Source organism: Agrobacterium sp. P15N1-A, from assembly GCF_044626815.1.
GTDB classification, from domain to species: domain Bacteria; phylum Pseudomonadota; class Alphaproteobacteria; order Rhizobiales; family Rhizobiaceae; genus Agrobacterium; species Agrobacterium leguminum.
Map to the genome: position 1 here is coordinate 313,031 of NZ_JBIUPF010000003.1, position 26,751 is coordinate 339,781.

Annotated in this window: 20 protein-coding genes; 11 read left to right on the plus strand and 9 right to left on the minus strand. The window is 60.2% G+C overall.

The features are described 5' to 3' along the window. The 4 genes from ACIK7D_RS13335 to ACIK7D_RS13350 all read right to left on the minus strand — a co-directional run bounded on the left by ACIK7D_RS13335 (position 1) and on the right by ACIK7D_RS13350 (position 7,440). Positions 1 to 3,141 (minus strand): efflux RND transporter permease subunit, encoded by a 3,141-nt coding sequence (locus tag ACIK7D_RS13335; RefSeq protein WP_400156534.1) that lies wholly within the window; start codon positions 3,139 to 3,141, stop codon positions 1 to 3. Next, positions 3,138 to 4,415: an efflux RND transporter periplasmic adaptor subunit gene (locus ACIK7D_RS13340; RefSeq protein ID WP_135397357.1), complete on the minus strand. Its 1,278-nt coding sequence runs from the start codon at positions 4,413 to 4,415 to the stop codon at positions 3,138 to 3,140. The genes ACIK7D_RS13335 and ACIK7D_RS13340 overlap by 4 nt, the downstream gene beginning before the upstream one ends. A 289-nt stretch (positions 4,416 to 4,704) precedes the next feature. Beyond that, positions 4,705 to 5,901 carry a polysaccharide biosynthesis/export family protein gene (locus ACIK7D_RS13345; RefSeq protein ID WP_003519875.1) on the minus strand — a complete coding sequence of 399 codons (1,197 nt, stop codon included), beginning with the start codon at positions 5,899 to 5,901 and terminating at the stop codon, positions 4,705 to 4,707. A 414-nt stretch (positions 5,902 to 6,315) separates the two neighbouring features. After that, the gene (locus tag ACIK7D_RS13350) at positions 6,316 to 7,440 is read right to left on the minus strand and encodes a glycosyltransferase family 4 protein (RefSeq protein WP_400156535.1); all 1,125 of its coding nucleotides are present in this window, start codon (positions 7,438 to 7,440) and stop codon (positions 6,316 to 6,318) included. A 502-nt stretch (positions 7,441 to 7,942) separates the two neighbouring features. Between ACIK7D_RS13350 and ACIK7D_RS13355 the strand changes: the two genes are divergently transcribed. From ACIK7D_RS13355 to ACIK7D_RS13375, 5 genes are all read left to right on the plus strand, one after another. Continuing rightward, positions 7,943 to 9,469 (plus strand): ABC transporter substrate-binding protein, encoded by a 1,527-nt coding sequence (locus ACIK7D_RS13355; RefSeq protein ID WP_400156536.1) that lies wholly within the window; start codon positions 7,943 to 7,945, stop codon positions 9,467 to 9,469. 208 nt (positions 9,470 to 9,677) lie between these two features. Beyond that, positions 9,678 to 10,619: an ABC transporter permease gene (locus ACIK7D_RS13360; RefSeq protein WP_400156537.1), complete on the plus strand. Its 942-nt coding sequence runs from the start codon at positions 9,678 to 9,680 to the stop codon at positions 10,617 to 10,619. Continuing rightward, positions 10,619 to 11,494 carry an ABC transporter permease gene (locus tag ACIK7D_RS13365; RefSeq protein ID WP_065117645.1) on the plus strand — a complete coding sequence of 292 codons (876 nt, stop codon included), beginning with the start codon at positions 10,619 to 10,621 and terminating at the stop codon, positions 11,492 to 11,494. The genes ACIK7D_RS13360 and ACIK7D_RS13365 overlap by 1 nt, the downstream gene beginning before the upstream one ends. Before the next feature lies 1 nt (position 11,495). Then, positions 11,496 to 12,719: an amidohydrolase/deacetylase family metallohydrolase gene (locus ACIK7D_RS13370; protein WP_400156538.1), complete on the plus strand. Its 1,224-nt coding sequence runs from the start codon at positions 11,496 to 11,498 to the stop codon at positions 12,717 to 12,719. A gap of 81 nt (positions 12,720 to 12,800) precedes the next feature. Further along, a complete protein-coding gene (locus tag ACIK7D_RS13375; protein WP_020011822.1) occupies positions 12,801 to 13,295 on the plus strand; it encodes a RidA family protein in 495 nt (164 codons plus the stop codon). 6 nt (positions 13,296 to 13,301) lie between these two features. On the opposite strand, the gene ACIK7D_RS13380 is transcribed toward ACIK7D_RS13375, so the two are convergent. After that, positions 13,302 to 14,138, minus strand: coding sequence for an IclR family transcriptional regulator (locus tag ACIK7D_RS13380; RefSeq protein ID WP_400156539.1), 837 nt, complete (start codon positions 14,136 to 14,138; stop codon positions 13,302 to 13,304). A gap of 87 nt (positions 14,139 to 14,225) precedes the next feature. On the opposite strand from ACIK7D_RS13380, the gene ACIK7D_RS13385 reads away from it, so the two are divergent. After that, positions 14,226 to 15,422 carry an aminotransferase class V-fold PLP-dependent enzyme gene (locus ACIK7D_RS13385; protein WP_400156540.1) on the plus strand — a complete coding sequence of 399 codons (1,197 nt, stop codon included), beginning with the start codon at positions 14,226 to 14,228 and terminating at the stop codon, positions 15,420 to 15,422. A gap of 215 nt (positions 15,423 to 15,637) precedes the next feature. Next, the gene (locus tag ACIK7D_RS13390) at positions 15,638 to 17,473 is read left to right on the plus strand and encodes a dipeptide ABC transporter ATP-binding protein (RefSeq protein WP_400156541.1); all 1,836 of its coding nucleotides are present in this window, start codon (positions 15,638 to 15,640) and stop codon (positions 17,471 to 17,473) included. Here ACIK7D_RS13390 and ACIK7D_RS13395 read toward each other — a convergent pair. Continuing rightward, entirely contained in the window at positions 17,470 to 18,099 is a 630-nt protein-coding gene (locus ACIK7D_RS13395) for a glutathione S-transferase family protein (RefSeq protein ID WP_400156542.1), read from the minus strand. The two genes, ACIK7D_RS13390 and ACIK7D_RS13395, sit on opposite strands and share 4 nt — an antisense overlap. A gap of 1 nt (position 18,100) precedes the next feature. Beyond that, on the minus strand, positions 18,101 to 18,466 hold the full coding sequence (locus tag ACIK7D_RS13400; RefSeq protein ID WP_065117652.1) for a helix-turn-helix transcriptional regulator: 366 nt from the start codon (positions 18,464 to 18,466) through the stop codon (positions 18,101 to 18,103). A 212-nt stretch (positions 18,467 to 18,678) separates the two neighbouring features. Here ACIK7D_RS13400 and ACIK7D_RS13405 point away from each other — a divergent pair, with 212 nt between their 5' ends. From ACIK7D_RS13405 to ACIK7D_RS13420, 4 genes are read left to right on the plus strand one after another with little or no spacing between them, the layout of a single operon-like run. Next, on the plus strand, positions 18,679 to 19,545 hold the full coding sequence (locus tag ACIK7D_RS13405; protein WP_400156543.1) for an ABC transporter substrate-binding protein: 867 nt from the start codon (positions 18,679 to 18,681) through the stop codon (positions 19,543 to 19,545). Next, the gene (locus tag ACIK7D_RS13410) at positions 19,542 to 20,669 is read left to right on the plus strand and encodes an LLM class flavin-dependent oxidoreductase (protein WP_400156544.1); all 1,128 of its coding nucleotides are present in this window, start codon (positions 19,542 to 19,544) and stop codon (positions 20,667 to 20,669) included. Before ACIK7D_RS13405 ends, ACIK7D_RS13410 begins: the two co-directional genes overlap by 4 nt. Before the next feature lie 28 nt (positions 20,670 to 20,697). Beyond that, positions 20,698 to 22,530: a TRAP transporter large permease subunit gene (locus ACIK7D_RS13415; RefSeq protein WP_400156545.1), complete on the plus strand. Its 1,833-nt coding sequence runs from the start codon at positions 20,698 to 20,700 to the stop codon at positions 22,528 to 22,530. Positions 22,531 to 22,546: 16 nt separating this feature from the next. Further along, positions 22,547 to 23,545 (plus strand): TRAP transporter substrate-binding protein, encoded by a 999-nt coding sequence (locus ACIK7D_RS13420; RefSeq protein ID WP_309580533.1) that lies wholly within the window; start codon positions 22,547 to 22,549, stop codon positions 23,543 to 23,545. A gap of 69 nt (positions 23,546 to 23,614) precedes the next feature. Here the strand turns inward: ACIK7D_RS13420 and aztD are convergent, their stop codons facing one another. Then, entirely contained in the window at positions 23,615 to 24,865 is a 1,251-nt protein-coding gene (gene aztD / locus ACIK7D_RS13425; protein WP_400156546.1) for a zinc metallochaperone AztD, read from the minus strand. A 280-nt stretch (positions 24,866 to 25,145) separates the two neighbouring features. Beyond that, on the minus strand, positions 25,146 to 26,657 hold the full coding sequence (locus ACIK7D_RS13430) for an aldehyde dehydrogenase (NADP(+)) (RefSeq protein WP_400156547.1): 1,512 nt from the start codon (positions 26,655 to 26,657) through the stop codon (positions 25,146 to 25,148). Positions 26,658 to 26,751: the final 94 nt, after the last annotated feature.

Here is a 26,751-nt window from a genome sequence, read left to right on the forward strand (position 1 = left end):
TTAGGCGGCAACGGAGTCCGGTTCGCCTGTCCCTTCCGGCTTTTGCGGTTCGGCGTGTTTTTCCGCTGTTTTCCGACGGGAAAACAGCCCGGTGAGGAACCGGCCGAACCGGTCCATTTCCACGAAGATGACAGGCGTGATGAACAGCGTCAGCAATTGCGAGACGATGAGGCCGCCGACCACGGCGATGCCGAGCGGCTGGCGCAGTTCCGAACTTGCGCCCGAACCGAGCGCGATGGGCAATGCACCCAGTAGCGCGCAGAAGGTCGTCATCATGATCGGCCGGAACCGGCGAACGCAGGCTTCGTGAATGGCGGTTGCCGGCGGTTCCGCCTTTTCGCGCATCAGTTCCACCGCGACATCGATCATCATGATCGCGTTTTTCTTGACGATGCCGATCAGCATCAGCAGGCCGATCAGCGCGATGATCGAAAAATCCATGCCCATCACCTTCAGCGCCACCAGTGCGCCGAAGGCCGCCGCCGGCAGGCCGGAGAGGATGGTCAGCGGGTGGATGAAGCTCTCGTAAAGCACGCCGAGAACCACATAGATGGTCAGCACCGCCGCCAGAATGAGGATGCCGGTATTGCCCTGGCTCTGCTGGAAGATCGCCGCTGTGCCGCCATAGCTGGTGAAGACATCCTGCGGCAGGCCTATCGTGCTCTTGATCTGGTCGATCCGGCTTGTGGCATCGGAAAGCGCCACGCCATCCGGCAGGTTGAAGGAGATGGTGGTGGAGACGAGCTGGCCCGTCTGGTTGATAGTAACAGGCGCCTGCGTGCGGGTGAGGGTGGCGAAGTTTGAAAGCGGAACCAGAACACCCGATTTCGCCGAAAGAATATTGATATCGCTGAGGAAATCATCGTTCCACGGTTTCGAACTGTCGAATTCCACAATCACGTCGTAGCTGTCGCCGGTCGACTGGATCTGTGCCGCCGTATAACCGCCAAAAGACATTTCCAGCGTCTTGCGCAACTGGTCATTGGTGATGCCGAAGGCGGCGGCTTTTTCCGGATCGACGGAAATCGTCGCGGCGATCGCGCCGTTCTGGGCATCTGAGGTGACGGAGGTGAAGGTGTGGTCGCGGCGCATCGCCTCCATCAGCTTGTTCGACCATTCATTGGTCGTGTCGGCATTCAGGCCCTGAACGACGAGCTGGTATTGGCTGGCGGAGCTGCGCCCGCCGAAACGCAGGCTCTGCTGCGGATTGATATAGGTGCGTATGCCCGCCACTTTCGATGTGGCCTGCCCCAGTTCTGACAGCACCTGGCTCAGCGGCGCCCGCTCTTCCTTGGGCTTCAGCTCAACGAACATCGAGCCGTTGTTCAGCGGATTGCGGGAATTGCCGCCGACAATGGAGGTGACATGCACCACGGCCGGATTCTTGCGGATCTGATCGGCGACCTGGGCCTGGAGATCGCGCATCGCCGTATAGGAAATATCCTCACGCGCCTGTGTGGAGACCGAAAGGCGGCCAATATCTTCCTGGGGAAAAAAGCTGGAGGGCAGGGTTTCGAAGAGATAGAGCGATGCCGCGACCGAGGCGAGAAACGATGTCAAAACGATGCGGCGATGGGAAAGGCACCAGCCGACGGCGCGGCCATAACCACGAAGCGTGCGCTCGAAACCCGCATCGAACCAGCGGATGATGGCGGGCGGCCGGGAGGAGTGGCCGGAGAGGCGCGAAGCGAGCATCGGCGTCACCGTCAGCGACACCAGCGCCGAGGCCATGATCGCGAGTGTGACGACCATGCCGAACTCGTTGAAAAGCCTGCCGATAACGCCGCCCATCAACAGAATGGGAATGAAGACCGCAACCAGCGAGACGGACATGGAGAGAATGGTGCTGCTGACCTCCGCCGCGCCCTGAAGGGCCGCTTCGCGCATGGGCAGGCCTTTTTCATGCAGGCGCAGAATGTTTTCCAGCATGACGATGGCGTCGTCCACCACCAGCCCCACCGAAAGTGTGAGGCCGAGCAGCGAGATATTGTCGATGCTGTAGCCCAGAACATACATCATGCCGAAGGCGGTGATGAGAGACAGAGGCACGGCAAGGCCCGGAATGATGGTCGCCGTCAGGTGTCCGGTGAAGAGATAGATGACCGCAACCACCAGCCCGATGGTGAGAAACAGCGTGAACTGAACGTCCGAAATCGCGTCCTTGATGGCGGTCGAGGCGTCATTCATGACGTTGATATTGACCGAAGGCGGCAATTGCTGGTGAAGCGCCGGCAGCTTGGCTTTGATGGCGTCCACGACGTCGACCGTATTGGCGTCCGGCTGGCGCTGCACGGCGAGAACGATGGCCTGTTCACCGTCGAACCAGCTGCCGGCATTGGTGTTGTCGATGCTGTCGGTGACATTGGCAATATCGCCGAGATGGATCGGCGCGCCATTGTTCGTCGAGACGACCAGCGAGCGGAAGGCGGCCGCATTGGTACGCTGGGTATCGGCCTCGATCGTCAGGCGCTGATTGTCGTTCTGCAACGCCCCGACGGGCACCTGATTATTCGCCTGGGCGATGGCGGTGGTGACGGTGTCGACGCCAAGCCCTCTTGCCTGAAGCTGGGCCGGATCGAGCCCGATGCGCACGGCGTAGGTCTGCGCGCCATAGATGCTCACCTGCGCGACGCCCGATATGGTGGAAAGAAGCGGAGAAATGATGTTCTCGGCGATTTCATCCACCTTGCTGGTTGGCATTTCCTTGCTGTTGACGGCCAGCAGCAGCACCGGCGCATCGGCCGGGTTGGTCTTGCGATAGCTTGGCGTTGTCGTCATGTTGCTTGGCAATTGCCGCTGCGCGCGCGAAATCGCGGCCTGCACGTCGGCCGCCGCTGCATCGATATCGCGGTTGAGATCGAACTGCAGCACGATCGAGCTGTTGCCGAGCGTATTGGTGGCGCTGATTTCGCTGACGCCGGGAATGGTCTCGAACTGCTTGACCAGCGGTGTGGTGACCGATGTGGCCATGGTTTGCGGCGAGGCGCCCGAGAGCGACGAGGAAACGTTGATCGTCGGGAAATCCACCTTCGGCAGGGCGGCGACGGGCAGCAGGCGGAAGCCGGCAAGCCCGGCCAGCACCAGGCCGATGGCGAGAAGCGTGGTGGCGACAGGCCGGTTGATGCAAAAATTCGGGATCATTGGCCGCCAACCTTTTCCTGCGGAATATTGGCGGCCAGATTGCCGGCCGCGCCACCCTTGTCGGAAAATTGCTCGACCACGAACTGGCCGTCGGCAAGTTCGGATTGGCCCTCGATAATCACGTGCTCGCCGCCATTGAGACCGCTTGCGATGGCGGTAAGATCGCCATTCGAGCGGGCGACTTCCACCGGTGTCATATGGGCATGATGCTCGCTATCGACGGTATAGACGAAATTGCCCTTCGGCCCCGGCCGCACGGCGACCGTCGGCACGACGATCATTTCATCGTCCGAAACGAAGTGCGCGGTGACATTGACGGACTGGCCGGGCCATAAAAGACCACGATCGTTTTTGAATTCCGCCTTGGCCAGCACCGTGCCGGAGGTCTGGTCCACCGTATTGTCGTAGAACCGCAGCACGCCGCTCATCGGTTCGCCCCCCGTCGCCGCGGGGTCGACATCGACTGCGGTATCCTTCGCCACGCCTTCGCGCAATTGCGGCAGATAGCGCTGTGAAAGCCGGAAACTGACCGAAATCGGATCGTATTTGGTGATCGTCACGATATTGACGCCGGCGCTGAGATAGGCGCCGGGGCTGACGCTGATGTCGCCGAGCCGCCCATCGAAGGGGGCACGTATTTCCATATGTTCAAGCGTCACCTGGTCGGAGGCAAGCGTTGCCTTGTCGGCATCGATCTTGGCGCTGGCGCTATCCCGCGCCGCCCTTGCCTGATCCAGCACCTGCTGGGATTCCGCGCTCTGCTTGACGAGGTTGGCGGCGCGCTGGAAGGCGGCCTCCGTCTGCTCCAGCGTTGCCTGATCGGCGGCGATATTGGCCTTGTCCTTGTCGACAGCGGCGCGGGCGATGCGGTCATCCATCTTGAGGATAAGGTCGCCCGCCTTGATATGCTGACCGTCCTTCGCCTCGATTTCCATGACAAGGCCGGCCTGAAGCGGCGCGATATTGGTGATGTCGGCCGCAACCGCCCAGCCCGTCGCCGTTGCATCCATCGGCAGCGTCGCCTTGCCGACGGCGATGGTGCTGACGGTGGGTGGCCCGCCATTGCGCCGCCCTCCGCCCTGTCTTTGTCCCTGCTGCCGGGCTGGTTGGCCGCTTTGGGAGGGCTGCGTCGCCGTCTCGGCGTCGGCCCTGGGAGACACGCTGGCAAATTGCTTGAGATAAGGGACTTGATCGAGCGGCAGGCGATCCTTGAAATACCAGGCACCGGCGGCTGCGATGGCAAGAACGCTGAGGGCGGTCCAGAAACGTTTCATCTGACGATTCCGCGTAATGAGAGCGATACATGTTTCCCGAACATGTGCGGTAAGCCTTGGGAGCAGCTTTCCCCCACAAGACACCCAATGCGCTGCGAAATCACCTTAAACTTTTGTAATGGCGGCGACAATGACCGTCACTATATCCCTTGCCTTTCAGGAGGCAGACGGTTTCGGTTCATGCCCCAGGCAATGCTTGCCATGTTCCCGTTTCGCCGCTGGTTCCGGCCAAAGAAAAAGCCGCCTCGTTTCCGGGGCGGCTTTGGGATGAACGGCGAAAAGCTTCCGATTAGAAGGCCCGGATGGCGTTGCGGGTCGCAAGCACGTCCTCGGCGACATTGCCCGTCGTTGCCGGTACGGAGCCGACGAGATCCAGGAACTTGTAAAGTTCGGTGGCTTGCGAGTTGGTGACATAGATGATGTCGCGATCCTGCATCGGGAACTTCGTGGCGGCGAAGAAGGTCGACGGATCGCGCAGATTGGCGCGGAAGATGACCGGAACATCCTGTCCGGGGAACTTCGACGTATTGATGCCGAGCTTCACGAGAAGATCGCGCTTGACGATACGATAGACATAGACCTGAGCCGGATCGGCACGGGAATCGAGCAGTCCACCCGCTTTGCCGAGTGCATCCGAAAGCTTGAGATCGGCATCCTCGAACTCGAAACGTCCGTTGAGGCCCGAAGCGCCGAAGGCAAGGTAGGTGCGGCGTTCACGCTCCACCATGATCGTGTCGCCCGGAACCACGTAGATGTTTTCGGACGGCGTGCTGACGAGGTGGTTATAGTTGACGCGGGCAGTCTTGCCGCGGCGGATCAGCGTGACATAGGATTCGATATTCGGGGCGCTGAGGCCCTTTGCATAGGAGATGACGTCGAGAACCCGATCGCCTGCTTCCGAAAGCTGAACCTTCGTCGGCTCCTTGACGTCGCCCAGCACGGAAGCCTGTGCGGAGCGGCTGGAAATCTTGGTGATGAGAACCTGCGGCTCGATGGCGCGGTTGGCGAGCCGTTCCTCGATTTCGCTCTGCACATCCTCGACGTTGCGGCCGGTGGCGCGGATCTTGCCCGCATAGGGAACGCTGATATTGCCTTCCCGGTCCACGGTCTGGTTCGGCAGGCTGATGAAGTTGCCGGGACGGCTGCCCGCGTCGTTCGGAATGAACAGGCCGCCGGCCTGGCTTTCAAAGATCGCGACCTGCACCACGTCGCCGACGCCCATCGGCAGCGCCGGAACACCGCCCTTGCCGCCGCCGAAACTGCCGAGCAGGGTGGTGGTTGTGGTGTCGCCGACGTAATTGAGGACGGAGCTGTTGATGTCGAGCAGCGCGTAGTCGACACCGGCGGTTTTCTGCTTGTCCTTGGAGGCGAATTTCACGGAAGCGTTAGATTCGATCGAAGCTGCATCTGGGCCGGAGGCCGCAGTAACGGTGCAACCCGCCAGTGCTGCAGAGGCAAGCAGAATCGAAACATTCAATAAACGCATTTGGTCCTCGAAATCAATTCCGTCCGAAAAGCAGAAATAATCCGGACATCGTATAAGTTTTTAAAAATAAGCACTTCATAAATGACACCGGTAAAGGAAATCCAAACCGGCATTACATCCGTTCAGCGGAATCGCATCCCGGGATGTTTACGTCCCCTATCAGGCATATGCCCAATTTCAGACGATGCTTCAAGTTCATCATCGCTCAACTGCGCCGAAAAATTCAGGGCGCGGCACGATGTTCAAGTCCCCTGACGGTGTCAGTATTGTTACGCTTCAATATTCAGTTGGCTGCCATAATCTCTTTGATTGCTGCATTGCGCTAGTGCAGTTTTGTCACGCTTGCGCGGTTTCTTTTGCTGCTGGCTTACGTGAAGACTAATCATTTGTTTTGTAAATGTCTTTATGTGCCCGTCATGCCCGCTCAGCCAGTGCGAAATTCACGGTATCCGCGAATTCCCGCAGGAAACGCTCGCGTGAGAAGCGGGCGGCATTGTTGATGCAGGCGTTCTTGTCGAAGCGGTCGGAATTGTCGACGAACTCCTGTACGGCGGCGCAGATCGCCTCCGGTGTCTGCTCACCGAAATAAAGGCCGGTCGGATGGTTGGAGGCGCCGAGCGGAACGACGGTTTCCAGCACGCCGCCCTTGCCATAGGCGATGACCGGGGTGCCGAGCGCCTGGGATTCGACGGGCACGATGCCGAAATCGTCTTCTGCCGCAAAAACGAAGGCCTTGGCCTCGGCCATGTATTTGTGCAGCTCGTCATTGCCAACGAAACCGAGGATTTCCACATTCGGCGTGGCGATTTCGCGGATGCGTTTCATGTCCGGCCCGTCGCCGATGACGACCAGCCGTTTGTCGGGCATCTTTGCAAAGGCTTCCACGATCAGGTGCACTTTCTTGTAGGGCACGAGCCGCGACGCCGTGACGAAATAGTCACCCTTAAGCTCGGACGGGGAAAGATGGGAGGTGTCCACCGGCGGATAGATCACGGTGGAATCGCGGCCATAACACTTGCGCACCCGGTTACGGATGAATTTGGAGTTGACCGTCATCAGGTCGACGCCGTTGGCGGTGCGGATGTCCCACATGCGGATATAGTGAAGAATGGCGCGCGCGATCCATGAGGTGAAGCCGCGCGTCATCCTGGTTTCCTTGAGATACTGGTGCTGGAGGTCCCAGGCGTAGCGGATGGGGCTATGGATATAGGAGACGTGAAACTGGCCCGGGCCGGTGATGACGCCCTTGGCGACCGCATAGCTCGAGGAAATAACGAGGTCGTAGCCGCTCAGATCGAACTGTTCGATGGCGAGCGGCATCAGCGGCAGATAGGAGCGGTATTTTTTCCGGGCGAAAGGCAGCTTCTGGATGAAGGAGGTGTTGACGGGACGGCCACCGAGAAAACCCCGGTCGCGCTCGCTCATGAAATCGACAAGGCAGTACAGATCCGCGTGAGGATAAATCTCAAGAAGGTTGTGAAGCACTTTTTCGGCCCCGCCTCTGTCGGTGAGCCAGTCATGCACGATTGCCGTCTTCATAATTTCCTCAATAATTTCAACGTAATAAAAATTAATGTTCCGCCATGGAATAAAGTTTGGCGGCGTAGAATATCAGGTCTGTCTGCAGCCCTTGAAAACACGGCTGGCGGCGTCAAATAACGTAACGATTAATAAGAATATGCGGGTATGTCTGTGGTGGCCTAGCGTTAGTCGCTCTTTAATAGCACTTTGTTCGCAAATGCGAAATATCCAACCTTCTTAATTCCTTTTCTTCCCTTGCAGTCAAAATCCGGTCGTCATTCCCTCTCTCCCAGCCGGAAGAGATGGATGTCACGGCGCGCCGTATTTTTGGCGAAACTCCCGTTTTTTCATTGCCTTAAACGATGCCGCCTTCTTTCGCAAAGACCTGTCTTGCGTTTCGCCGATCATGGAAACCCATCATCGTGCCGCATTGTCATTGACAAGGCGTCTTATCGAGATATTCTGTTATAAAGATGCATATAACATAATAATGGAACACATAAAAGCTGGGAGCTTGACCATGAGACGTAAACTTGCATTTCTCGCCACCGCCGCTTTGATATTGGCGCCCGGTGTAATGATGGCTGCGGAGAAGGGCGGCGTCATCAACGTCGCCACGATCGGCGAGCCGCCGACGCTCGATCCCATGGCGTCTACCGCCGATCTCGTCGGCATCGTCACGCAGCATATTTTCGAAACGCTCTATACCTTCGACAAGGGCTGGAAGGTTACGCCGCTTCTGGCGGAAAGCCTGCCCGAGATCAGTGCGGACGGCAAAACCTACACGATCAAGCTCAGGCAGGGCATCAAGTTCCATGACGGTAGCGACATGACGTCTGAAGATGTCGTCGCCTCGCTCGGCCGCTGGATGAAGGTCGCCTCGCGCGGCAAACAGGCAGCCGGCTTTATCGACAATATCTCCGCACAGGATGCCGGAACGGTGACGATCGCCCTCAAGCAGCCCTATGCACCGCTCGCCTCGCTGCTCGCCTTCAACAATTCCGCCGCCATCATCCTGCCGGCCGAAAAGCAGGCGGAGCCGATGGCCGAATTCATCGGCACCGGCCCCTATATGCTGAAGGAACGCAAGGCCGACCAGTATATCCAGCTCGTCCGCTTCGATGGCTACAAGTCCCGCGATGGCGAAAGCGACGGTTATGGCGGCGCACGCCATCAATATCTCGATGAAATCCGCTTCGTTCCGGTGCCCGATCCGAATACCCGCGTCGAAGCCGCCGTTTCCGGGCAATATGACTATGTCGATTCCATTCCGGTGGAATCCTTCGACAAGGTGAAGTCGTCGTCTGCCTCGCAGCCTTTGATGCTGAAGCCTTTTGGTTATCCGGTCTTCGTGTTCAACACGAAGGAGGGGCTTTCTTCCAAGCTGGAGGTCCGCAAGGCAGTGACCGAAGCGCTGAACATGGAAGACATGCTGGCAGCCGCTTTCGGCAGTACGGATTTCTATGCGCTCGATGGCGCCTATTATCCCGATAATTTCTCCTGGCATTCGGAAGAGGGCGTCGAGGGCAATTATAATCTCGGCAATCCGGAAGCCGCCGCCGAAAAGCTGAAGGCGGCCGGTTACAACGGCGAGCCGCTGCGCATCCTCACCAGCCGCCAGTATGAGTTCCACTACAAGATGGCGCAGGTCGCGGCGGAATATCTGAAGCTTGCCGGTTTCAAGGTGGATATGCAGGTGGTGGACTGGGCGACGCTGACGCAGCGCCGCGCCGACCCGAAGCTCTGGGATATCTACATCACCCACAGCCCCTTCCTGCCGGAGCCGGCGCTCATCGGCGCGCTCTCCACCGGCTCGCCGGGCTGGTGGGATACGCCGGCGCGCAAGGCGGCGGTTGACGCCTTCACCTCGGAAGCCGATCCGGACAAGCGTATCGCGCTCTGGGCCAATGTGCAGAAAACGATCTATGCCGAGCTGCCGCTCATCAAGATCGGCGACTTCAATGCCGTGGCGGCCAAGTCCAACAAGCTGGAAGGCGTCGATCCGGCTCCATGGCCTTACTTCTGGAACGCTTCGGTTACGAAATAAGACCGGCACCGCATGCCGTCACCCCGGCCTTGAGCCGGGGTCCAGCGCGATCAAGTCCTTGATCGCATGAGACCTTTTCACCACGCGGACGCGTGGTGGCTGGATGCCGGATCTAATCCGGCATGACGCAAGTGAGCAGTCGATCTTTAAGCAACTCGGTTCAACCGTCGCCTGATAGCGGCAATCACGCGCCTTGGAGCCTTCATACGTGATACGGTATATTTTCCAAAGACTTGCAGGAATGATCGTGGTGATGTTCCTCGTCGTCACCATCGTTTTCGTCATCCTGCGCGTCACTCCCGGAGATCCGGCCGCCGTGATGCTGGGGCCGGATGCCTCGGCGCAGGATATTGCCGAGTTGCGCACCCGGCTCGGTCTCGATCAGTCGCTTGGCGTGCAATATGTCTATTATATCGGCCAGTTGCTGAAGGGCGATCTCGGCCAGTCGATCTTCCTCAACATGCCGGTTGGATCGGCACTGCTGGACCGGGCGGAGCCGACTTTCTTCCTGACGATCTTTTCGCTGCTGATTGCCAGCGTCATCGCGCTGCCCGTCGGCATCTACGCCGCTTACCGGCGCGGTTCCTTCGTGGATCAGGCAGCCACCACCATTGCAATGCTGGCGGCGAGCATTCCAAGCTTCTGGCTCGGTCTCATCCTCATGCAGGTCTTTGCCGTGCGGCTCGATCTGTTTCCGGTTTCGGGTTATGGCGGGCCGGGTGCCAGCTTCTTGCAGCGCATGTATCACCTGACCTTGCCGGCCATCGCGCTCGGCCTCGTTTCCTCCGCGCTCATTCTGCGCTTTACCCGCGCCTCGATGCTGGATGTTCTCGGTGACGATTATGTCCGCACCGCCAGAGCCAAGGGCGTCAAGGAGCGCCGGGTGGTGATGAAACATGCGCTGAAGAATGCGCTCATTCCCATCCTCACCGTGCTTGGTCTCACCGCCGCCGTGCTGATTTCCGGTGCAGTGGTGACGGAAACCGTCTTCGGCCTGCCGGGCGTCGGCAATCTTGTCGTCTCAGCCGTACTCCGGCGGGATTATCCGGTCATTCAGGGTGCGCTTCTCATCATCGCCGGGCTTTACGTGCTCATCAATTTTGCAATCGACATGCTTTACCTGCTGGTCGATCCGAGGGTTCGTTACTGATGGCCGATATTGTTTCCACCACCCCGCCGGCGCGCAACCCGACCATCCTTTTCATTCGGCGTCTCCTGAAGCGCAAGACGGTCGCTGCCGGTCTTATCGTTCTCGTCGTCTTCGTGCTGCTTGCCGTTTTCGCGCCGATGATTGCGCCTTATTCGCCGTCGAAACTGTCGATCGTGAACCGCCTGAAGCCGCCGAGTGAAATCTACTGGTTCGGCACCGACGAGTTCGGCCGCGACGTGTTTTCCCGCACCATCTATGCCGGAAGGCTGTCGCTTCTGGTCGGGGCCGCCGTGGTGGCGCTTTCGGCGCTGATCGGCATCACGCTCGGCCTGCTTGCCGGCTTCTTCCAGAAACTGGATACGCCGATTGCGCGCCTGATCGATGCGATGATGGCCTTTCCGGATATTCTGCTGGCGATTGCGCTGGTGGCGGCACTCGGCCCGTCGCTGACGACTGTCATCATCGCGCTTGCCGTCGTTTATTCGCCGCGCCTTGCCCGCATCGTCCGCGCCTCGACACTGGTGATCCGCGAGTTGCCCTATGTGGAGGCGGCGAAGGCGCTTGGCATTTCCACCTTCCACATCATGACGCGGCATGTGCTGCGCAATCTGGTCTCGCCCATCCTCGTGCAATGCACCTTCCTTTTCGCCAGCGCCATGCTGGCCGAGGCGGGGCTTTCGTTTCTGGGGCTCGGTGTTAGCCCCGAGATACCCACCTGGGGAACCATGATCTCCGCTGGCCGCCAGTATATCGGTCAGGCTGACTGGATGACCTATTTCCCCGGCTTTGCCATCATTCTTTCCGTGCTGTCGCTGCAAATGGTCGGCGACGGGCTGCGGGACATGCTCGACCCAAGACTGCGAAGGGATTTGTAAGATGACTTCAGGCGAACAGGCGAAAGCGCCTCTTCAAGCTCCCATTCTTCTCACCAATGTCAAACCTGTCGGTTTCGGAAAGGGGGCGTCCCAGGCCTCGACCGATATTCTGATCGGCGGCGACGGCAAGATCGCCGCGGTAGGCTCTGCCCTGCAGGCGCCTGCGGATGCACAGCGTATCGATGCCAAGGGCGCCTTCATCTCGCCCGGCTGGGTGGATCTGCACGTGCATATCTGGCACGGCGGCACCGATATCTCCATCCGCCCCTCCGAATGCGGGGCGGAACGCGGCGTCACGACGCTGGTGGATGCCGGTTCGGCGGGCGAGGCGAATTTCCACGGTTTCCGCGAATATATCATCGAACCCTCGAGAGAGCGCATCAAGGCCTTCCTCAATCTCGGTTCCATCGGCCTTGTTGCCTGCAACCGGGTGCCGGAACTGCGCGACATCAAGGATATCGACCTTGATCGCATTCTCGAATGTTACGCCGAAAACAGCGAGCATATTGTCGGCCTGAAGGTGCGGGCGAGCCATGTCATCACCGGCTCCTGGGGTGTGACGCCGGTCAAGCTCGGCAAGAAGATCGCCAAGATCCTGAAAGTGCCGATGATGGTGCATGTGGGCGAACCGCCGGCACTCTATGACGAGGTGCTGGAAATTCTCGGCCCCGGTGATGTCGTGACCCATTGCTTCAACGGCAAGTCGGGCTCCAGCATCATGGAAGACGAGGACCTGTTCAACCTTGCCGAACGCTGCGCCGGTGAAGGCATCCGGCTGGATATCGGCCATGGCGGCGCCTCCTTCTCCTTCAAGGTGGCGGAAGCGGCAATTGCACGCGGTCTGTTGCCGTTCTCGATCTCGACGGATTTGCATGGCCATTCGATGAATTTCCCGGTCTGGGATCTGGCGACGACCATGTCAAAGCTGCTGTCGGTCGATATGCCCTTCGAAAATGTCATCGAGGCCGTTACTCGCAATCCGGCCTCCGTCATCCGCCTCGATATGGAAAACCGTCTCGATGTTGGCCAGTGCGCCGACTTCACCATTTTCGATCTCGTGGATTCAGATATGGAAGCGACCGATTCAAATGGCGATGTGGCGCGCCTGACGCGTCTGTTCGAGCCGCGTTACGCGGTCATCGGCACGGAAGCGATTGCCGCCAGCCGTTATATTCCAAGGGCGCGCAAGCTGGTGCGCCACAGCCATGGTTATTCCTGGCGCTGAACCCGAATGGAATGGCGGGGCATACCCTCCGCCTTCCGCAGACATTACGGGATACCCGTCCCGGCATTATGAGGAATTCGCGTGAAACAGTCTTCGCTTGATGCAGAAGGGCACCTCTCGCCCTATGACCGGCTCGCTGCGCTCGGCATCTCCCTGCCGCCGCCGCCGCCGCCAATTGCCAATTTCGTCACCCATGTGGTGGAAGGCAACATGCTTTATCTCTCGGGCCAGGGGCCGCGGGAAGAAAACGGCCATCTCTATGCCGGCAAGGTGGGCGCGGAAATCGGGCTGGAAGAGGCCTATAACCATGCGCGTCTCACCGGCATCAATCTACTTGCCGTCATGCATGAGGCGCTGGGTGATCTGTCGCGGGTGAAAAAAGTGGTCAAGCTGCTCGGCATGGTCAATGCCGTCAGCGATTTCCGCGATCACCCGAGCGTTATCAATGGCTGCTCCGATCTCTTCATCGATGTGTTCGGCGATGCGGGACAACATGCCCGCTCCGCCGTGGGTTTCGGCTCATTGCCGGGCAACATCACCGTTGAGATCGAAGCCATCGTCGCGCTCAAGGGGTGAGGCCGTTTAATGGTTGCGCCAGCCCATCAGCTTTTCGATCCGTTCTGCCGAGACCCTGACCTGTTCGGTGTAATGGTTTTCGTCCGCCAGCACCTTCTGTTCCGGCAGCACGATGGAAATCGTCGCAACGCATTCGCCCCTGTTGTCGCAGATCGGCGAGGCGATGCAGGCGACGGCGTAATCGGATTCGGCGACCTGTATCGACAGTCGGTCATGGAAAGCGGCACCTGCCGATTGCGACAGGGTCTCCGGGTTGATTTCCGCGCGGCCGGTGGGCGAGGTGCGGGCGCAGCGCTTGAACAGTTCGACACGCTCCGCCTCCGGCAAATGACCGACGAGCAGGCGGCCGGATGCCGTCCAGTTCAGGGGAACACGGGTGCCGACACGCGATGCGACCTGAAAATGGCTCGGACCATCGGCCATGGCAAGCACCAGCATATGGTCGCCATCGCGGCCGCAAAGCTGCACGGTTTCACCCGCATGGCGGCACAGATCGTGCATTTCGTGGGTGGCGACACCCATGAAATCCAGCGAGCGGGCATAGGCGAGGCCATAGTGATAAAGCCGCGCACCGAGCCAGATATTGCCATCGGCACTACGTGCCAGCATGTTCTTTTCGACGAGATCGTCGATGATCACATAGACGGTGGAAAGTGGCGCCTTGATCGCCTTGGCAATCGCGTAAGCGCCGGCTGGCGATCCGGTTTCGTAAAGGTAATCAATAACCTGCAGCGCACGGTCGATGCCGCTGACGCGCGAGCGCTTGGCCGTCTTCGCGTCCGGGTTTTCCTCCGTGGGAGAGGCGGCGGTTGAAGGCATTTCGTCCAGTCTATGGGCGTCCAATTTTGGCTCCTCATGGTTTTGAGAAGCTATTACATTATTATGGCATATATGTCGATGCCTATCGCATCGCAAAGACAGGAGAAAGACATGACCGAGGATATCAGAAGCAGGATCGGCCTTCGCCCGGTCATCAACGTCTCGGGCACCATGACCTCGCTCGGCGCGTCGATTGTCGTTCCCGAGGCCGTTCAGGCCATGGCGACCATCCTGCCGCAATTCGTCGAAATCAATGATCTGCAACGCAAGGCGAGCGCGATCATTGCACGGCTGACGGGCGGCGAGGCCGGTTTCGTCACGGCGTCCTGCTCCTCCGGCATCAGCCTTGCGGTGGCGGGCGCCATTACCGGCAATAATCTGCTGGCCATCGAAAAGCTGCCCGATGTCGCGCCTGAGAAGAACGAAGTTCTGGTGCAAATGGGGCATGTGGTGAGCTATGGCGCGCCGGTGGATCAGGCAATCCGCCTCGGCGGCGGCAAGGTGGTGCTGATCGGGCAGGCGACATCGACCCATCGTTTCCACATGGAAAACGCCATCACCGAAAAGACGGCGGCGGCGGTCTATGTCGTCTCGCACCATGTGGTGAATTACGGTTTGCTGCACCTTTCCGAATTCGTCGAGATTGCCCATGCCAAGGGCGTTCCTGTTATCGTCGATGCGGCGTCCGAATATGACCTGGAGCTGTTTCTGGCGACGGGCGCGGATGTTGTCCTCTATTCCGGCCACAAGTTCCTTGGCGGTCCCACTTCCGGCATCGTCGCCGGAAGTAAGGAACTGGTGCGCAATGCCTTCCTCCAGAATATGGGCATCGGCCGCGGCATGAAGGTTGGCAAGGAAAGCATTTATGGCGTCATGGCGGCGCTGGAAGCCTGGGAAAAGCGTGACCATGACGGCATCCGCGAGCGTGAAACCGGCTATCTCAACCTCTGGAAAAAGACGCTGGATGGACGCCCCGGCGTGACGGCGCTGATCGAGCCCGACCCGACCAATAACCCGCTCGACCGGCTTCGCGTCATCATCGATGCCGAAGAAGCCCATATCACGGCATGGGACCTGACGACGGCGCTGGCCAGAGGCAATCCGCCGATCATTGCCCGCGATCACGAGGTGGAACACCGTTATTTCTATCTCGACCCCTGCAACCTGCATCCCGGCCAGGAAACCATCGTGGCTTCTCGCTTAGCGGAAGAGCTGGACAAGGCGCGTGCCTCCAACGAGGTGATCGCCACGCCGTTCGAAGACCGCAGCCGCCACCGCTTCGACGGCATGCTGCGCTGGCCGGACTAATAACGACTGCATATGGAACGAGCGGGTGCCGCGAGCTTCTTCTCCCCGCCGGGGAGAAGGTCGCGGCAGCGGGATGAGGGGGCAAGGGTGCTGTCAATCGCTGACGTTGCCCCCTCATCCGACCCTTCGGGCCACCTTCTCCCCCTCGGGGAGAAGAAACCCGCGGTAACTGCCCGCCCAAGCATTGCAACCAGAATAAAGAAAAGGGAACGATCATGACCATGCCGCAGGCAGCACCGCTTAGTGCCGAAGATGCCGTGCTTTCCGTCCGCAATCTCACCACGTCTTTTCACGTGGATGGCGGCTGGAAACCCGTGGTGCGTGATATTTCCTTTGATGTCGGGCCGGGTGAGACGGTTGCGATCGTCGGTGAAAGTGGTTCGGGCAAAAGCGTTACATCGCTTTCCATCATGCGGCTGCTGGATCGGGAAAGCAGCAGGGTGCAGGGTGAAATCCTGCTCGGAGGTCGCAACCTGCTCTCGCTTTCCGAGGACGCCATGCGGCGGGTGCGGGGCAATGAGGTGGCGATGATCTTTCAGGAGCCGATGACCAGCCTCAATCCGCTCTTCACCATCGGCGACCAGATTTCCGAGGCTCTGCTGTGCCATCAGCCGATGTCGAAAGCCGATGCGCGGGCCGAGACGATCCGCCTGCTGGAAAAGGTCCGCATACCCTCCGCCGCCTCGCGTTTCGATGAATATCCGCACCGCTTTTCCGGCGGCATGCGCCAGCGCGTGATGATTGCCATGGCGCTTGCGTCCCGGCCGAAGCTCCTGATCGCCGACGAGCCGACGACCGCGCTCGATGTGACCATTCAGGGCCAGATCCTCGATCTCATCAAGACGCTTCAGGAAGAGGAGGGCACCTCCGTCCTGTTCATCACCCATGACATGGGCGTGGTGGCTGAGATTGCCGACCGTACCGTCGTCATGTATCGCGGCGAACAGGTGGAAGTCGGCGCGACGGCGGATATCTTCCATCGCGGCAAACATCCCTATACGCGCGCGCTTTTGTCCGCCGTTCCGGTTCTCGGGTCGATGACGGGTGAGGAAAGACCGCTCCGGTTTCCCATCGTCAACACCACCACGGGGGAAACGCAGGAGCCGGCGCGTCCGGCCGATACCGTTGACGCCAGCGCCCAGCCGGTGCTGAAGGTGGAGGGGCTGACCAAGCGTTTCGACATCCACTCCGGCCTGCTGGGACGGCTCAGCGGCCGCGTCCACGCGGTGGAAAACGTGTCCTTCGATCTGAGGGCCGGGGAGACACTATCGCTGGTGGGCGAAAGCGGCTGCGGCAAGTCGACCACCGGTCGTGCCATCATGCGGCTGATCGAGCCGGATGCCGGTTCGGTGGTGGTAAACGGCGAGAATATTCTCGCCCTCGACAAGATGGGCATGCGCGAAATGCGCAAGACGGTGCAGATGATCTTTCAGGACCCTTTCGCCTCGCTCAACCCGCGCATGACGGTGGGTGCGGCGATTGCCGAACCATTTCTGGAACACCGCATGGGCAGCGCCCGCGAAGCGAAGGAGGTGGTGGCCGACATGCTGGAAAAGGTCGGCCTCTCGCCCGATATGGCGGCGCGTTACCCGCACGAGTTTTCCGGCGGCCAGCGCCAGCGCATCTGCATTGCCCGCGCGCTGGCGCTGCAGCCAAAGGTCATCGTCGCCGATGAAAGCGTCTCGGCGCTGGATGTCTCGATCAAGGCGCAGGTCATCAACCTGATGCTGGATCTGCAGCAAAGCCTCGATCTTGCCTTCCTGTTCATATCCCATGACATGGCGGTGGTGGAACGCGTCAGCCACCGGGTTGCGGTGATGTATCTCGGCGAGATCGTCGAAATCGGCCCGCGTGCTGCTGTCTTCGACAATCCGCAGCACGACTATACCCGCAAGCTGATGGCCGCCGTGCCGGTGCCGGACCCGGACCGCCGCAACACAAGGCGCGGTGCTGCCAATGACGAGCTGAAAAGCCCGATCCGCGCCGTTGATTATGCCGTCAAGCCGCGTGAATATCGCGAGGTTTCGCCCGGCCATCTCGTCGCCTGTTAAAGCCCTGGTACGTCCGACGTTGCGAAGGGTACGCGATAACCGCGCTTAAAACTTTCCCGCTGTCCAAGCTGGCGATACCACCGCTGTACCGCCGGAAAATCATCGAGATTGATTTTGTGGCGCGCGAAACGCGAGACCCATGGCCAGATGGCGATATCGGCGATGGAAAAATCTCCCGCCACATATTCCCGCCCCGTTAAACGGTCGTTCAATGTCCGGTAGAGGCGCTCCACATCCGCGGCAAAACGCGTTTCGGCAAAGGGGGCCTCTCCGGCATGATAGGTCAGGAAATAATGGGCATAACCGAGTGTCGGGCCGAAATTGGCGGCCTGCCACATCAGCCATTCGGTGACTGTCAGTCGCTCGGCGCCAGAGGTGGGCAGAAGCCGGCCTGCCTTTTCGGCGAGATAGAGGAGGATCGCGTTTGATTCCGTCAGGACGGTGCCGTTTTCATTGTCGACGATTGCCGGAATTTTCGAGCCGGGATTGATGCGGATATAATCGGCCGCGAATTGCTCGCCCTTTTCGATGTCGATGGCGTGGCTGCGATAGGGCAGGCCGAGTTCTTCCAGCGCAACCGAGATTTTGAGGCCGTTCGGCGTGATCCAGGTGTACAGGTCGATCATGTCAGTCGAACATCGCCTCATCCAGCGGCAGGGCGCGACGGCCTTTCTTGCCCGTCACATCGGAAAGGTCCTTGTAAAGACCGCGCAGGGTCAGAACCAGCTGGATAATGCGCGGATCGGTGACACGATAGATCACCGCCTTGCCTTCCCGCGTGCCTTCAATGATACCGGCGTCGCGCAATTCGGCGAGCTGCTGCGAAAGCGTTGGCTGCTGGATACCAAGTTCATATTCCAGTGCGGAAACGGACGCTTCCGTTTCCATGAGGTAACAGACGATGGCCAGACGATTGGCGTTGGCGACAAGCTTCAAAAGCTCGCTCGCTTCCACCACGCTGCGGCAGATGAGATTGGAAACCGGTTTCGTCACAACTACTGGTCCCTGTTTCAGACTATAAAAAAGTAAATTGTATGCTGATAAATTTCAATGGCTTGATGCGGGTCGTTTTTTAGTCAGCTGCAGAATTTTTAAAATCTATAGGATTAGTAGATTTCTCTTTCGCTTTCCGGCTGAGGATCGCCAAAACGTTCCTCGAAAACACTCTATAAAAAAGTAGATTGATTGCGAAATGAGGTGTCGACATGAAAATCGGGGTCCATCCCAACAATCTGCATTTGCGGCTCGCCCGGCTCTGGCCCGGCGCTTTCGAGCAATTTAATCCGGCATTCGTGACCTATCGCGAAGGACGCGATACGGCGGCTCTGCTGGAAAAGGGCGACATCCATTTCGGTGGCACCGGCTCGACGCCGCCCATTGAAGCTGATGCGCGCGGGCTTTCGGCGGTCTATATCGCCGCTTCCGCGCCGAGGCCCGCCAATGGCGCGATCCTCGTGCGGCGCGACAGCCCGATCCGTTCTGCCGCTGATCTCTCGGGAAAGCGCATATCGCTGATCGACGGATCGTTTCACACCTATCTTCTGGCCCGCAGCCTGGAAGGGGCGGGTCTTGGTCTTTCGGACGTGACGCGGATTGAAAGCGGTGACAGCGACAGCCTGCTTGACCTCGTGGAAGGCCGTGTCGATGCCTGGGTAACGATGTCGCCACGGCTGGAAAAGGCCCTGACCCATGAGGAGATCAGCCTTCTGGTCCGTTGTGGTTCTACCATTCCCAACCGATCGCTGTTCTGGACGCTGGCGCGTCACAATATAGCGCAGGAGACACGACAGGCGATTGCGGCCGAACTGGACCGCGTCGGCCGCGCCGTCATGGCGGATATCGACAGGGCTGCGGCGCTGCTTGCCGCCGAACCGGGCAGTGAGGGTGATGCGGCATCCTGGGCGAAGGTGCTGCGCTCACGCGATCTTTCCGTGGTGCCCGCCACTGAAAATATCCTTGCCGAACAGCAGGAGGAGGCCGATACGCTTTACAGGCACGGCCATTTTTCTTTACCGGTTCAGACCGGGCAAAGCCCGGCCCCGCAATCAGCCAGCGTCGGAGGCGACAGATGAATGTTTTCTGGTACATGTGCGCACCCGACGGCGCCTATCCCTGGCAGCCGGAAGGCTCCCGCAAGGTTGATCTCGGTTATTACAGGCAGCTGGCGCTGGCTTACGATCAGCTGGGTTATACCGGCGCGCTGTTTGCCACTGGCGCGCATGATGTATGGGTTCTGGCGGGCGCACTGCTCTCCCATACCGAGCGGCTGAAACTGCTGGTCGCCATCCATCCGGGCCTGATCGCGCCGACGCTGCTTGCCAAGATGGCGGCGACGCTTCAGGAGTTTTCGCGCGGCCGCCTGCTGATCAATGTCGTCTCTGGCGATGCGAAAATGCTCGGCGCTTACGGCATGACCATGCCGCATGACGAGCGGTACGATATGGCGGATGAATATCTGCAGATCTGGCACCGGCTTTTCGCCGGCGAGACGGTGGATTTCAAGGGGCGGCATTTCCAGACCGAGGGTGCTAAACTTGCGCTGCCGGTGGGGCAGGGCATCGAGCCGCCGCCCTTGTGGTTCGGCGGTTCTTCGGACAAGGCCATCGATGTTGCCGCCAAACATGTCGAGACCTACCTCTCCTGGGGTGAAACGCCCAATCAGATCGGCGCGAAGGTCGATCTCGTCAAGGCGCGGGCAGAACAGCTTGGCCGCGAACTGGAATATGGCATTCGGCTCTATGTCATCGTGCGTGACACCGATGAAGAGGCCTGGGCCGCCGCCGCCGACCTTTACGGGCGAATGGATGAGCGCGCGATTGCCGCCAACCAGCGTTTTGTCGGCAAGACCGATTCCGTCGGCCAGCAGCGCATGACGGCGATGCATGGCGGACAGAAGCCGGAAAACCTGCGCGATCTGGAAATCGCCCCCAATCTCTGGGCTGGCATCGGGCTTGTCCGTCCGGGCCCCGGAACCGCGATTGTCGGTTCGCCGGATACTGTCATCCGCACGCTGGAGGCCTATAAGAAGGCGGGCGTGAACACCTTTATCCTCTCGGGCATGCCATTGCTGGAGGAAGCCTTCCGCTTCGGCGAAAAGGTTCTGCCACGCCTCGATGTATCGCGGGAAGTGTCAGCGGCGAAACAATTCACCTGGTCGACCCTGTTCGACCGCGACCTCTCGGCCAAGGCCTCCTGAGCATGGTGCGGGAGTGGAGAAGAACAACATGACGGCAAGTCCGGCAACAACAATCGCGCAACGGCGCTTCGGTCCACAACGCGTGGCCGAACGGGCGCTTGCCGTTCTGGACAAGGCGCTGGGTGCGATTGCCGCCGCCATCCTTGCGACGCTTCTTGTGGTGGTACTGGTCAATGTCGCCCTGCGATATCTGTTCCATACCGGTTTCATCGGCGCGGAAGATCTGGGCATCTGGCTCAATGTGGCGATGATCGCGGTCGGCGCGCCGCTCAGCCTCAAAAGCGCTCTGGCCATGCGGCTGGATGTATTCGTGCGCTTCCTGCCGGAACGCTTTCATGCCGCAACCGAAGTTCTGGCCGATGCCTTTTCCTTCGTCGCAGCCCTCATCCTCGCCTTCGGCGGGGTGGAAATTGCGGCCATGCTGGGCGGCACATCGCCAACGCTTGGTCTGCCGGAATGGGTGCGCTTCGGTTTTCTCGGTGCAGGCGGCGCGCTGATCTTTGTGTATCTGGCGCTTCAACGGGTCGGCGAAGGCAAGGCGCTTGCCGTTCTGCTCTCCGTCGCCATCGCGGTCGTTTCTTATGTGGGCCTGCCGGAACTGTTTATCGATACGAGCCTGCCGCCGAGCCTGTTTCTGGCGCTGACGGCGGCCGTGGGGCTGGTTCTGGCCGCACCGCTTGCCCATGCCTTCCTTGCCGCCGCCTATGTGGCGATCGCCTTCGGCAGCACCTTGCCGGAGCCGGCCATCGTGTCCTCGACGGTGACGGGCATGTCGAAATTCCTGCTGCTGGCCATTCCCTTCTTCCTGCTGGCCGGCAGCCTGCTGACGGAATCAGGCGTCGCCAACCAGCTGGTTCGTTTTGCAGCCTCCATGGTCGGCCACCGGCGGGCAGGGCTGGCGCAGACGACGCTGTTGACCAGCGTGTTGTTTTCCGGCGCATCCGGCTCTTCGGTCGCCAATGCAGCCTTCGGCGCTTCCACCTTCCAGCCGGAACTGGTGAAGCACGGCTATCCGCCGGCGCAGGCGGGCGCGATCATTGCCGCTACCTCGGTGCTGGACAATGTCATTCCGCCTTCCATCGCCTTTCTCATCCTTGCAACGGCCACCAACCTGTCGGTCGGCTCGTTGCTGGTTGGCGGCTTCTTCGCGGGCGGGCTTATGGCAATCTGCCTTGCGGTGGCAATCCATCTCAGCGTGCGCAGCGTCGATACCTTGCCGCAGGCGACAGGCAGCGAACGCTGGCGTTCGGCCGTGGCCGCCATACCCGCCTTCGGGCTTGGCGTCATCGTGGTGGTCGGCATCCGCATCGGCGTTGTCACCACCACGGAAGCTGCGGCCCTTGCCGCCCTCTACACGCTGTTTCTCGGTTTCGGTTACCGGCTGGGCGCGGGCCGCATTTTCGCGACCTTCCGCCAGTCGGCGGGTGAAGCTGCTGCCATCGGTCTTCTGATCGGCACGGCGGGGCCTTTCGCCTTCCTGCTGGCGGTGGACAATGTCTCCGGCCTCGTCACCGATTTTGTGACGCTTCTGGGCGGCAGCAAGATTGCGGTGCTCCTGCTCTCCAACCTCATCCTGCTCGTGGTCGGTCTGGTGCTGGATATTGGTGCTGCCATCCTGCTGTTCGGGCCGATCCTGCTGCCCGCAGCCGTGGCAGCCGGCATTGATCCCATCCATTTCGGCGTCATTCTCGTGGTCAATCTGATGATCCATGGCCTGACGCCACCGCTCGGCATGCTGATCTTCGTGGTCAGCGGCGTCACCCGCATTCCGGCGACAGCACTTTTCCGGGCCGTCGTTCCCTATCTCGTCTCGCTTCTCGTTTCCCTCGCCATTTTGTGCGCCTGGGCCATTTTCTTCTAAATTTGGGGTTTCAATCATGACTATTATCGATCGCCGCAATCTCCTCAAACTCTCCGCCATCGGCGCCGCAACGCTCGCCGCGCCCGCCTTTGTGCGTACGGCGAATGCCAGAACCCGCAGCCTCACCGTTGCCTCGCTGTTTGCCGATGACAAGCCGGAGACGAAAATCTGGGTGAAGATCAGCGAACTGGTGGAGGCGAAGCTGCCCGGCCGTTTCCGTTTCAACATCGTCAAGAGCGGTGCGCTGGGCGGTGAAAAGGAAGTGGCGGAAAATATCCGGCTGGGCTCGGTTCAGGCGAGTCTTTCCACCGTCTCCTCGCTCTCCGGCTGGGTGCCGGAACTGCAGATCCTCGATCTGCCTTTCCTGTTTCGCGATGCCGACCATGTGCGCAAGGTGGTGACGGGCGAGACTGGCACTGATCTGAAGACGAAGCTCGCCGCCCAGCAATTCATCGCCGCCGATTTCATCAATTACGGCGCTCGCCATCTTCTGACCAAGGAGCCGGTCACCCGGCCGGAGCAGCTGGAAGGCAAGAAGATCCGCGTCATCCAGAGCCCGCTGCACACCAAGCTGTGGAGCGCCTTCGGCACCACCCCGGTCGGTATCCCGATCACCGAGACCTATAATGCGCTGGCAACCGGCGTGGCTGATGCCATGGATCTCACCAAGTCCGCTTATGCCGGCTTCAAGCTTTACGAGGTCGTGCCCTATCTGACGGAAACCGGCCACATCTGGGCTTCAGGCGTCGTCTATTACGGTGCGACCTTCTGGAACCAGCTGGACGACGAAGAGAAGAAGGTTCTCCTGGAGGCATCGAGCGAAGGCGCGCAATATTTCAACCAGCTGATCGTCGAAGACGAAGTAAAGTCCGTCGAGCTTGCGCTTTCGAAGGGCGGCAAGGTGCTGCAGCCGGAAGTACTGGACGAATGGCGCAAGGGCGCACAGGGCGTCTGGCAGGATTTCTCCGGCATTGTTGGCGGCATCGAGAAGATACAGGCTGTGCAGTCGGCCTGATAATACGGCCCATCAAAATCAGGAAACCCCGTGCGTCCTTCGGGCGCACGGGGTTTCTTTTGTTCGATATCAGTGCGAAGCGCCGGAGCCGCCAACGGCAACGATGGAGTAGGGTTGGCCTTCCACCGCAAGCGTGCGGGTTTCCTTCAGGCTTTCCGCATCCACCACGCGCACCAGCGAATGGCGCGGATCGGAAATTGCCACCTGCCCGTCGGCAACGGCGAGACGCGGACGCGGATCGCGCCAATGGCCATCCTTGCTGTAGGGTTCGGTGACCTTCGCCTTGCGGGTGATGGCGCCTTCCAGCACGTCAAGCACATGCAGGTCGCCATCTTCCGTCAGGATGTAGGCATTGCGCGGATTGGCGGGGTCGAGGATGAAATCGACGCGCCGGGTCGGCAGTTCGACAAGACGGAAGGCGTCCTTGCTGTCAGGATCGATCAGGACGACCTTGTCTTCACCGTAGTTTCCAAGGAAAAACTGCATGGATTTGCCGCCGAGCAGCGTGCCGGTATAGGCTTTCGGGAAATCTTCCGGATAGGCCAGCATTTCGAGCTTCGGACCATCCGTGCCGCCCGGCCGGGCAACGAGAATGCCTTCCTTGCAGCCAAAAGCCGCAAGCCGTGCGGATGTCGCCTCGCCGTGCAGATCAGTGCATGTCGCCTGTTCACCAACCTGCTTGCCTTCCCTGTCAAGAACCCGCAACCCGATGCGGGGCGGCAGCGTGTCGGGTTTGGTTTCGATCTGCGTGTTGGGTACGGATACCAGAACGTAACGGCCCATGGTCACCGCCACGCCGTGATGCGGGGCGGTCGTATCGACAGTGCGGACCTTTGCCTTGCCATCCAGCAGGGCGGCCTCATCGATGATCTCAGCCTTGCCGCCACGGTCGTAGAACAGGATGGCATGGTCATCATGCGGCACGACGTGGAACGGGCGTTTGCCTTCGAAGGTAACGGGCAGCAGCGCCGTATCTTCCACATCCAGATCGCGGTGTTCACCGTGGTCGGAAAAGACGATGCCGGTCTTGATCACATGCACGATATCCGAATCCGACTGTGTGGCGAAAACAGTCTTGCCGGAGGCGCTGGCGGTCAGCGCCGCATAGCCCTTCAGGTCGTAGCGTCCGAGTTCCTTGCCGGTTTCGAAATTGATTGCGCGCACCACCGGCTGGGTGTGATCGGCGATGAAGAGACGCCATTCCTTGACGGTGTCGCCGCTCTTTTCCGCCTGCGCCACGCCAGAGGCGAGCGGCAGGGTGAGGGCAAGGCACGTGGCAAGCGCGCTCATGCCAAGGTGCTGTTGAAGGGAAAATCTCATGGTGTTCCTTCCAGACGTTATCATCCCCGTGCGGATACGAACCGGTATCGGTTCTAAGGATGACTGTAATGTTATTACGTTACGAGATTGCGTATTAGCATTACGTGCGGGGGCGATGTCAACTGATGCGGACGTCCTGGCGCGGAAAAATCTGGATAGGGCTCGTGAGGCGGGAGGAGGGGAAGGCGGTTGACGCTTCAGCGTCAGGCCGTATTTCCCGAAGGGCTGTAAAGCCGAATAAAAAAGGCAGGCGCATCGCTGCGCCTGCCGTCATCAAGTTTTAGCGGATATCGTCGGGCAGAACGTCCGAAGGGATGTTCTGGTAGGAAACCGGACGCATGAAGCGGCGGATCGACATGGTGCCAACAGAGGTTGCGCCGAAGTTCGTCGATGCCGGGTAAGGGCCGCCATGCACCATGGCTTCGGAGACTTCCACGCCGGTCGGGAAACCGTTGGCGAGAACGCGGCCGGCCTTGCGCTCAAGGATCGGCAGCAGCTTGCGGCCAAGCTCGGCGTCGCCGGCATCCAGATGCAGGGTTGCGGTCAGCTGGCCTTCGAAGCTCTTTGCGACTTCCAGCATTTCTTCCGGGCTATCGACCGTCACGATGAGGCCGAGCGGTCCGAAGACTTCTTCGGCAAGTGCGTGGTTGGCAACCCAGTCCTTGCCGGAAACCCGGTACAGATAAGGCGTTGCATTGCGCAGGTTGCAGGTGGTGGTGAGCACGTCGCGCACGCCGTTGCCGGCGGCGATACGGTCACGGCCGTCGCGATAGGCGGCGGCGATGCCATCGGTCAGCATGACCTGCGGGCCGACTTCGGAAAGCGCGGCACGTGCGGTTTCAGCAACCGCATCCGCCTGCTCGGAGAGAATGACGGCGATGCCGGGATTGGTGCAGAACTGGCCTGCACCCATGGTCAGCGAGCCGGCCCAGCCCTTGGCGATGGCCTCGCCACGGGCGGAAACGGCTTCCGGCAACAGGAACATCGGGTTCACGGAACCGAGTTCGCCGAAGAAGGGGATCGGCTCGGGGCGTTGGGCGCAGAGATCGAACAGTGCGCGGCCGCCGGCGAGCGAACCGGTGAAACCGACCGCCTTGATGCGCGGATGCTGCACGAGCGCGGAGCCGACATCGCGGCGGCCGCCCTGGATCAGGGAGAAGACGCCTGGATGCAGATTGTGCTTCTTGACGGCGGCGAGAACGGCTTCGGCAACGATTTCGCCGGTGCCGGGATGGGCGGAATGGCCCTTGACGACGACGGGGCAGCCGGCGGCCAGAGCAGCAGCGGTGTCACCACCGGCCGTGGAGAAGGCGAGCGGGAAGTTCGACGCGCCGAAGACGGCGACGGGGCCTATCGGGCGCTGCATCAGGCGGATATCCGGGCGCGGCAGCGGCTGGCGATCCGGCAGCGCTTCGTCGTGGCGGCGGTCGAGATAGTCACCCTTGCGGATATGCGAGGCGAAAAGGCGGAGCTGGCCAACGGTGCGGCCACGTTCGCCCTGCAGGCGTCCTGCGGGCAGGCCGGTCTCGGACGAGCCGATTTCGGTGATGGCGTCGGCGCGTGCTTCGATCTCATTGGCGATGGTGTCGAGGAATGCGGCGCGCTCTTCGCGGGTGGTGTAGCCGTAGCTCCAGAAGGCTTCTTCCGCAGCTTCCGCAGCCTTGTTCACCAGATCGACCGTGCCGACCGAAAAATCGAAAGCCTCGCCATGTGCAGGCTCGCTGCGGAATTTTGCTTCCGTTGCGACCCATTCTCCTGCAACCAGATGTTTGCCGTGCGGCTTGAAACTCATTGTGCTCTTCCCTGAAAATCTGATCCTGCGTGGAAAATCCACCCGACACCGCGACATGGACCGAAAGGCGACAGCACAAACGCCATCAGCCGCG

Coding starts and splice junctions, on each gene's coding strand:
- ACIK7D_RS13395 (WP_400156542.1), bottom strand. CDS start 18,099: ATGATCGACCTGTACACCTGGATCACGCCGAACGGCCTCAAAATCTCG.
- ACIK7D_RS13385 (WP_400156540.1), top strand. CDS start 14,226: ATGACCGAGGATATCAGAAGCAGGATCGGCCTTCGCCCGGTCATCAAC.
- ACIK7D_RS13340 (WP_135397357.1), bottom strand. CDS start 4,415: ATGAAACGTTTCTGGACCGCCCTCAGCGTTCTTGCCATCGCAGCCGCC.
- ACIK7D_RS13345 (WP_003519875.1), bottom strand. CDS start 5,901: ATGCGTTTATTGAATGTTTCGATTCTGCTTGCCTCTGCAGCACTGGCG.
- ACIK7D_RS13355 (WP_400156536.1), top strand. CDS start 7,943: ATGAGACGTAAACTTGCATTTCTCGCCACCGCCGCTTTGATATTGGCG.
- ACIK7D_RS13430 (WP_400156547.1), bottom strand. CDS start 26,657: ATGAGTTTCAAGCCGCACGGCAAACATCTGGTTGCAGGAGAATGGGTC.
- ACIK7D_RS13415 (WP_400156545.1), top strand. CDS start 20,698: ATGACGGCAAGTCCGGCAACAACAATCGCGCAACGGCGCTTCGGTCCA.
- ACIK7D_RS13405 (WP_400156543.1), top strand. CDS start 18,679: ATGAAAATCGGGGTCCATCCCAACAATCTGCATTTGCGGCTCGCCCGG.
- ACIK7D_RS13370 (WP_400156538.1), top strand. CDS start 11,496: ATGACTTCAGGCGAACAGGCGAAAGCGCCTCTTCAAGCTCCCATTCTT.
- aztD (WP_400156546.1), bottom strand. CDS start 24,865: ATGAGATTTTCCCTTCAACAGCACCTTGGCATGAGCGCGCTTGCCACG.
- ACIK7D_RS13390 (WP_400156541.1), top strand. CDS start 15,638: ATGACCATGCCGCAGGCAGCACCGCTTAGTGCCGAAGATGCCGTGCTT.
- ACIK7D_RS13420 (WP_309580533.1), top strand. CDS start 22,547: ATGACTATTATCGATCGCCGCAATCTCCTCAAACTCTCCGCCATCGGC.
- ACIK7D_RS13350 (WP_400156535.1), bottom strand. CDS start 7,440: ATGAAGACGGCAATCGTGCATGACTGGCTCACCGACAGAGGCGGGGCC.
- ACIK7D_RS13335 (WP_400156534.1), bottom strand. CDS start 3,141: ATGATCCCGAATTTTTGCATCAACCGGCCTGTCGCCACCACGCTTCTC.
- ACIK7D_RS13410 (WP_400156544.1), top strand. CDS start 19,542: ATGAATGTTTTCTGGTACATGTGCGCACCCGACGGCGCCTATCCCTGG.
- ACIK7D_RS13365 (WP_065117645.1), top strand. CDS start 10,619: ATGGCCGATATTGTTTCCACCACCCCGCCGGCGCGCAACCCGACCATC.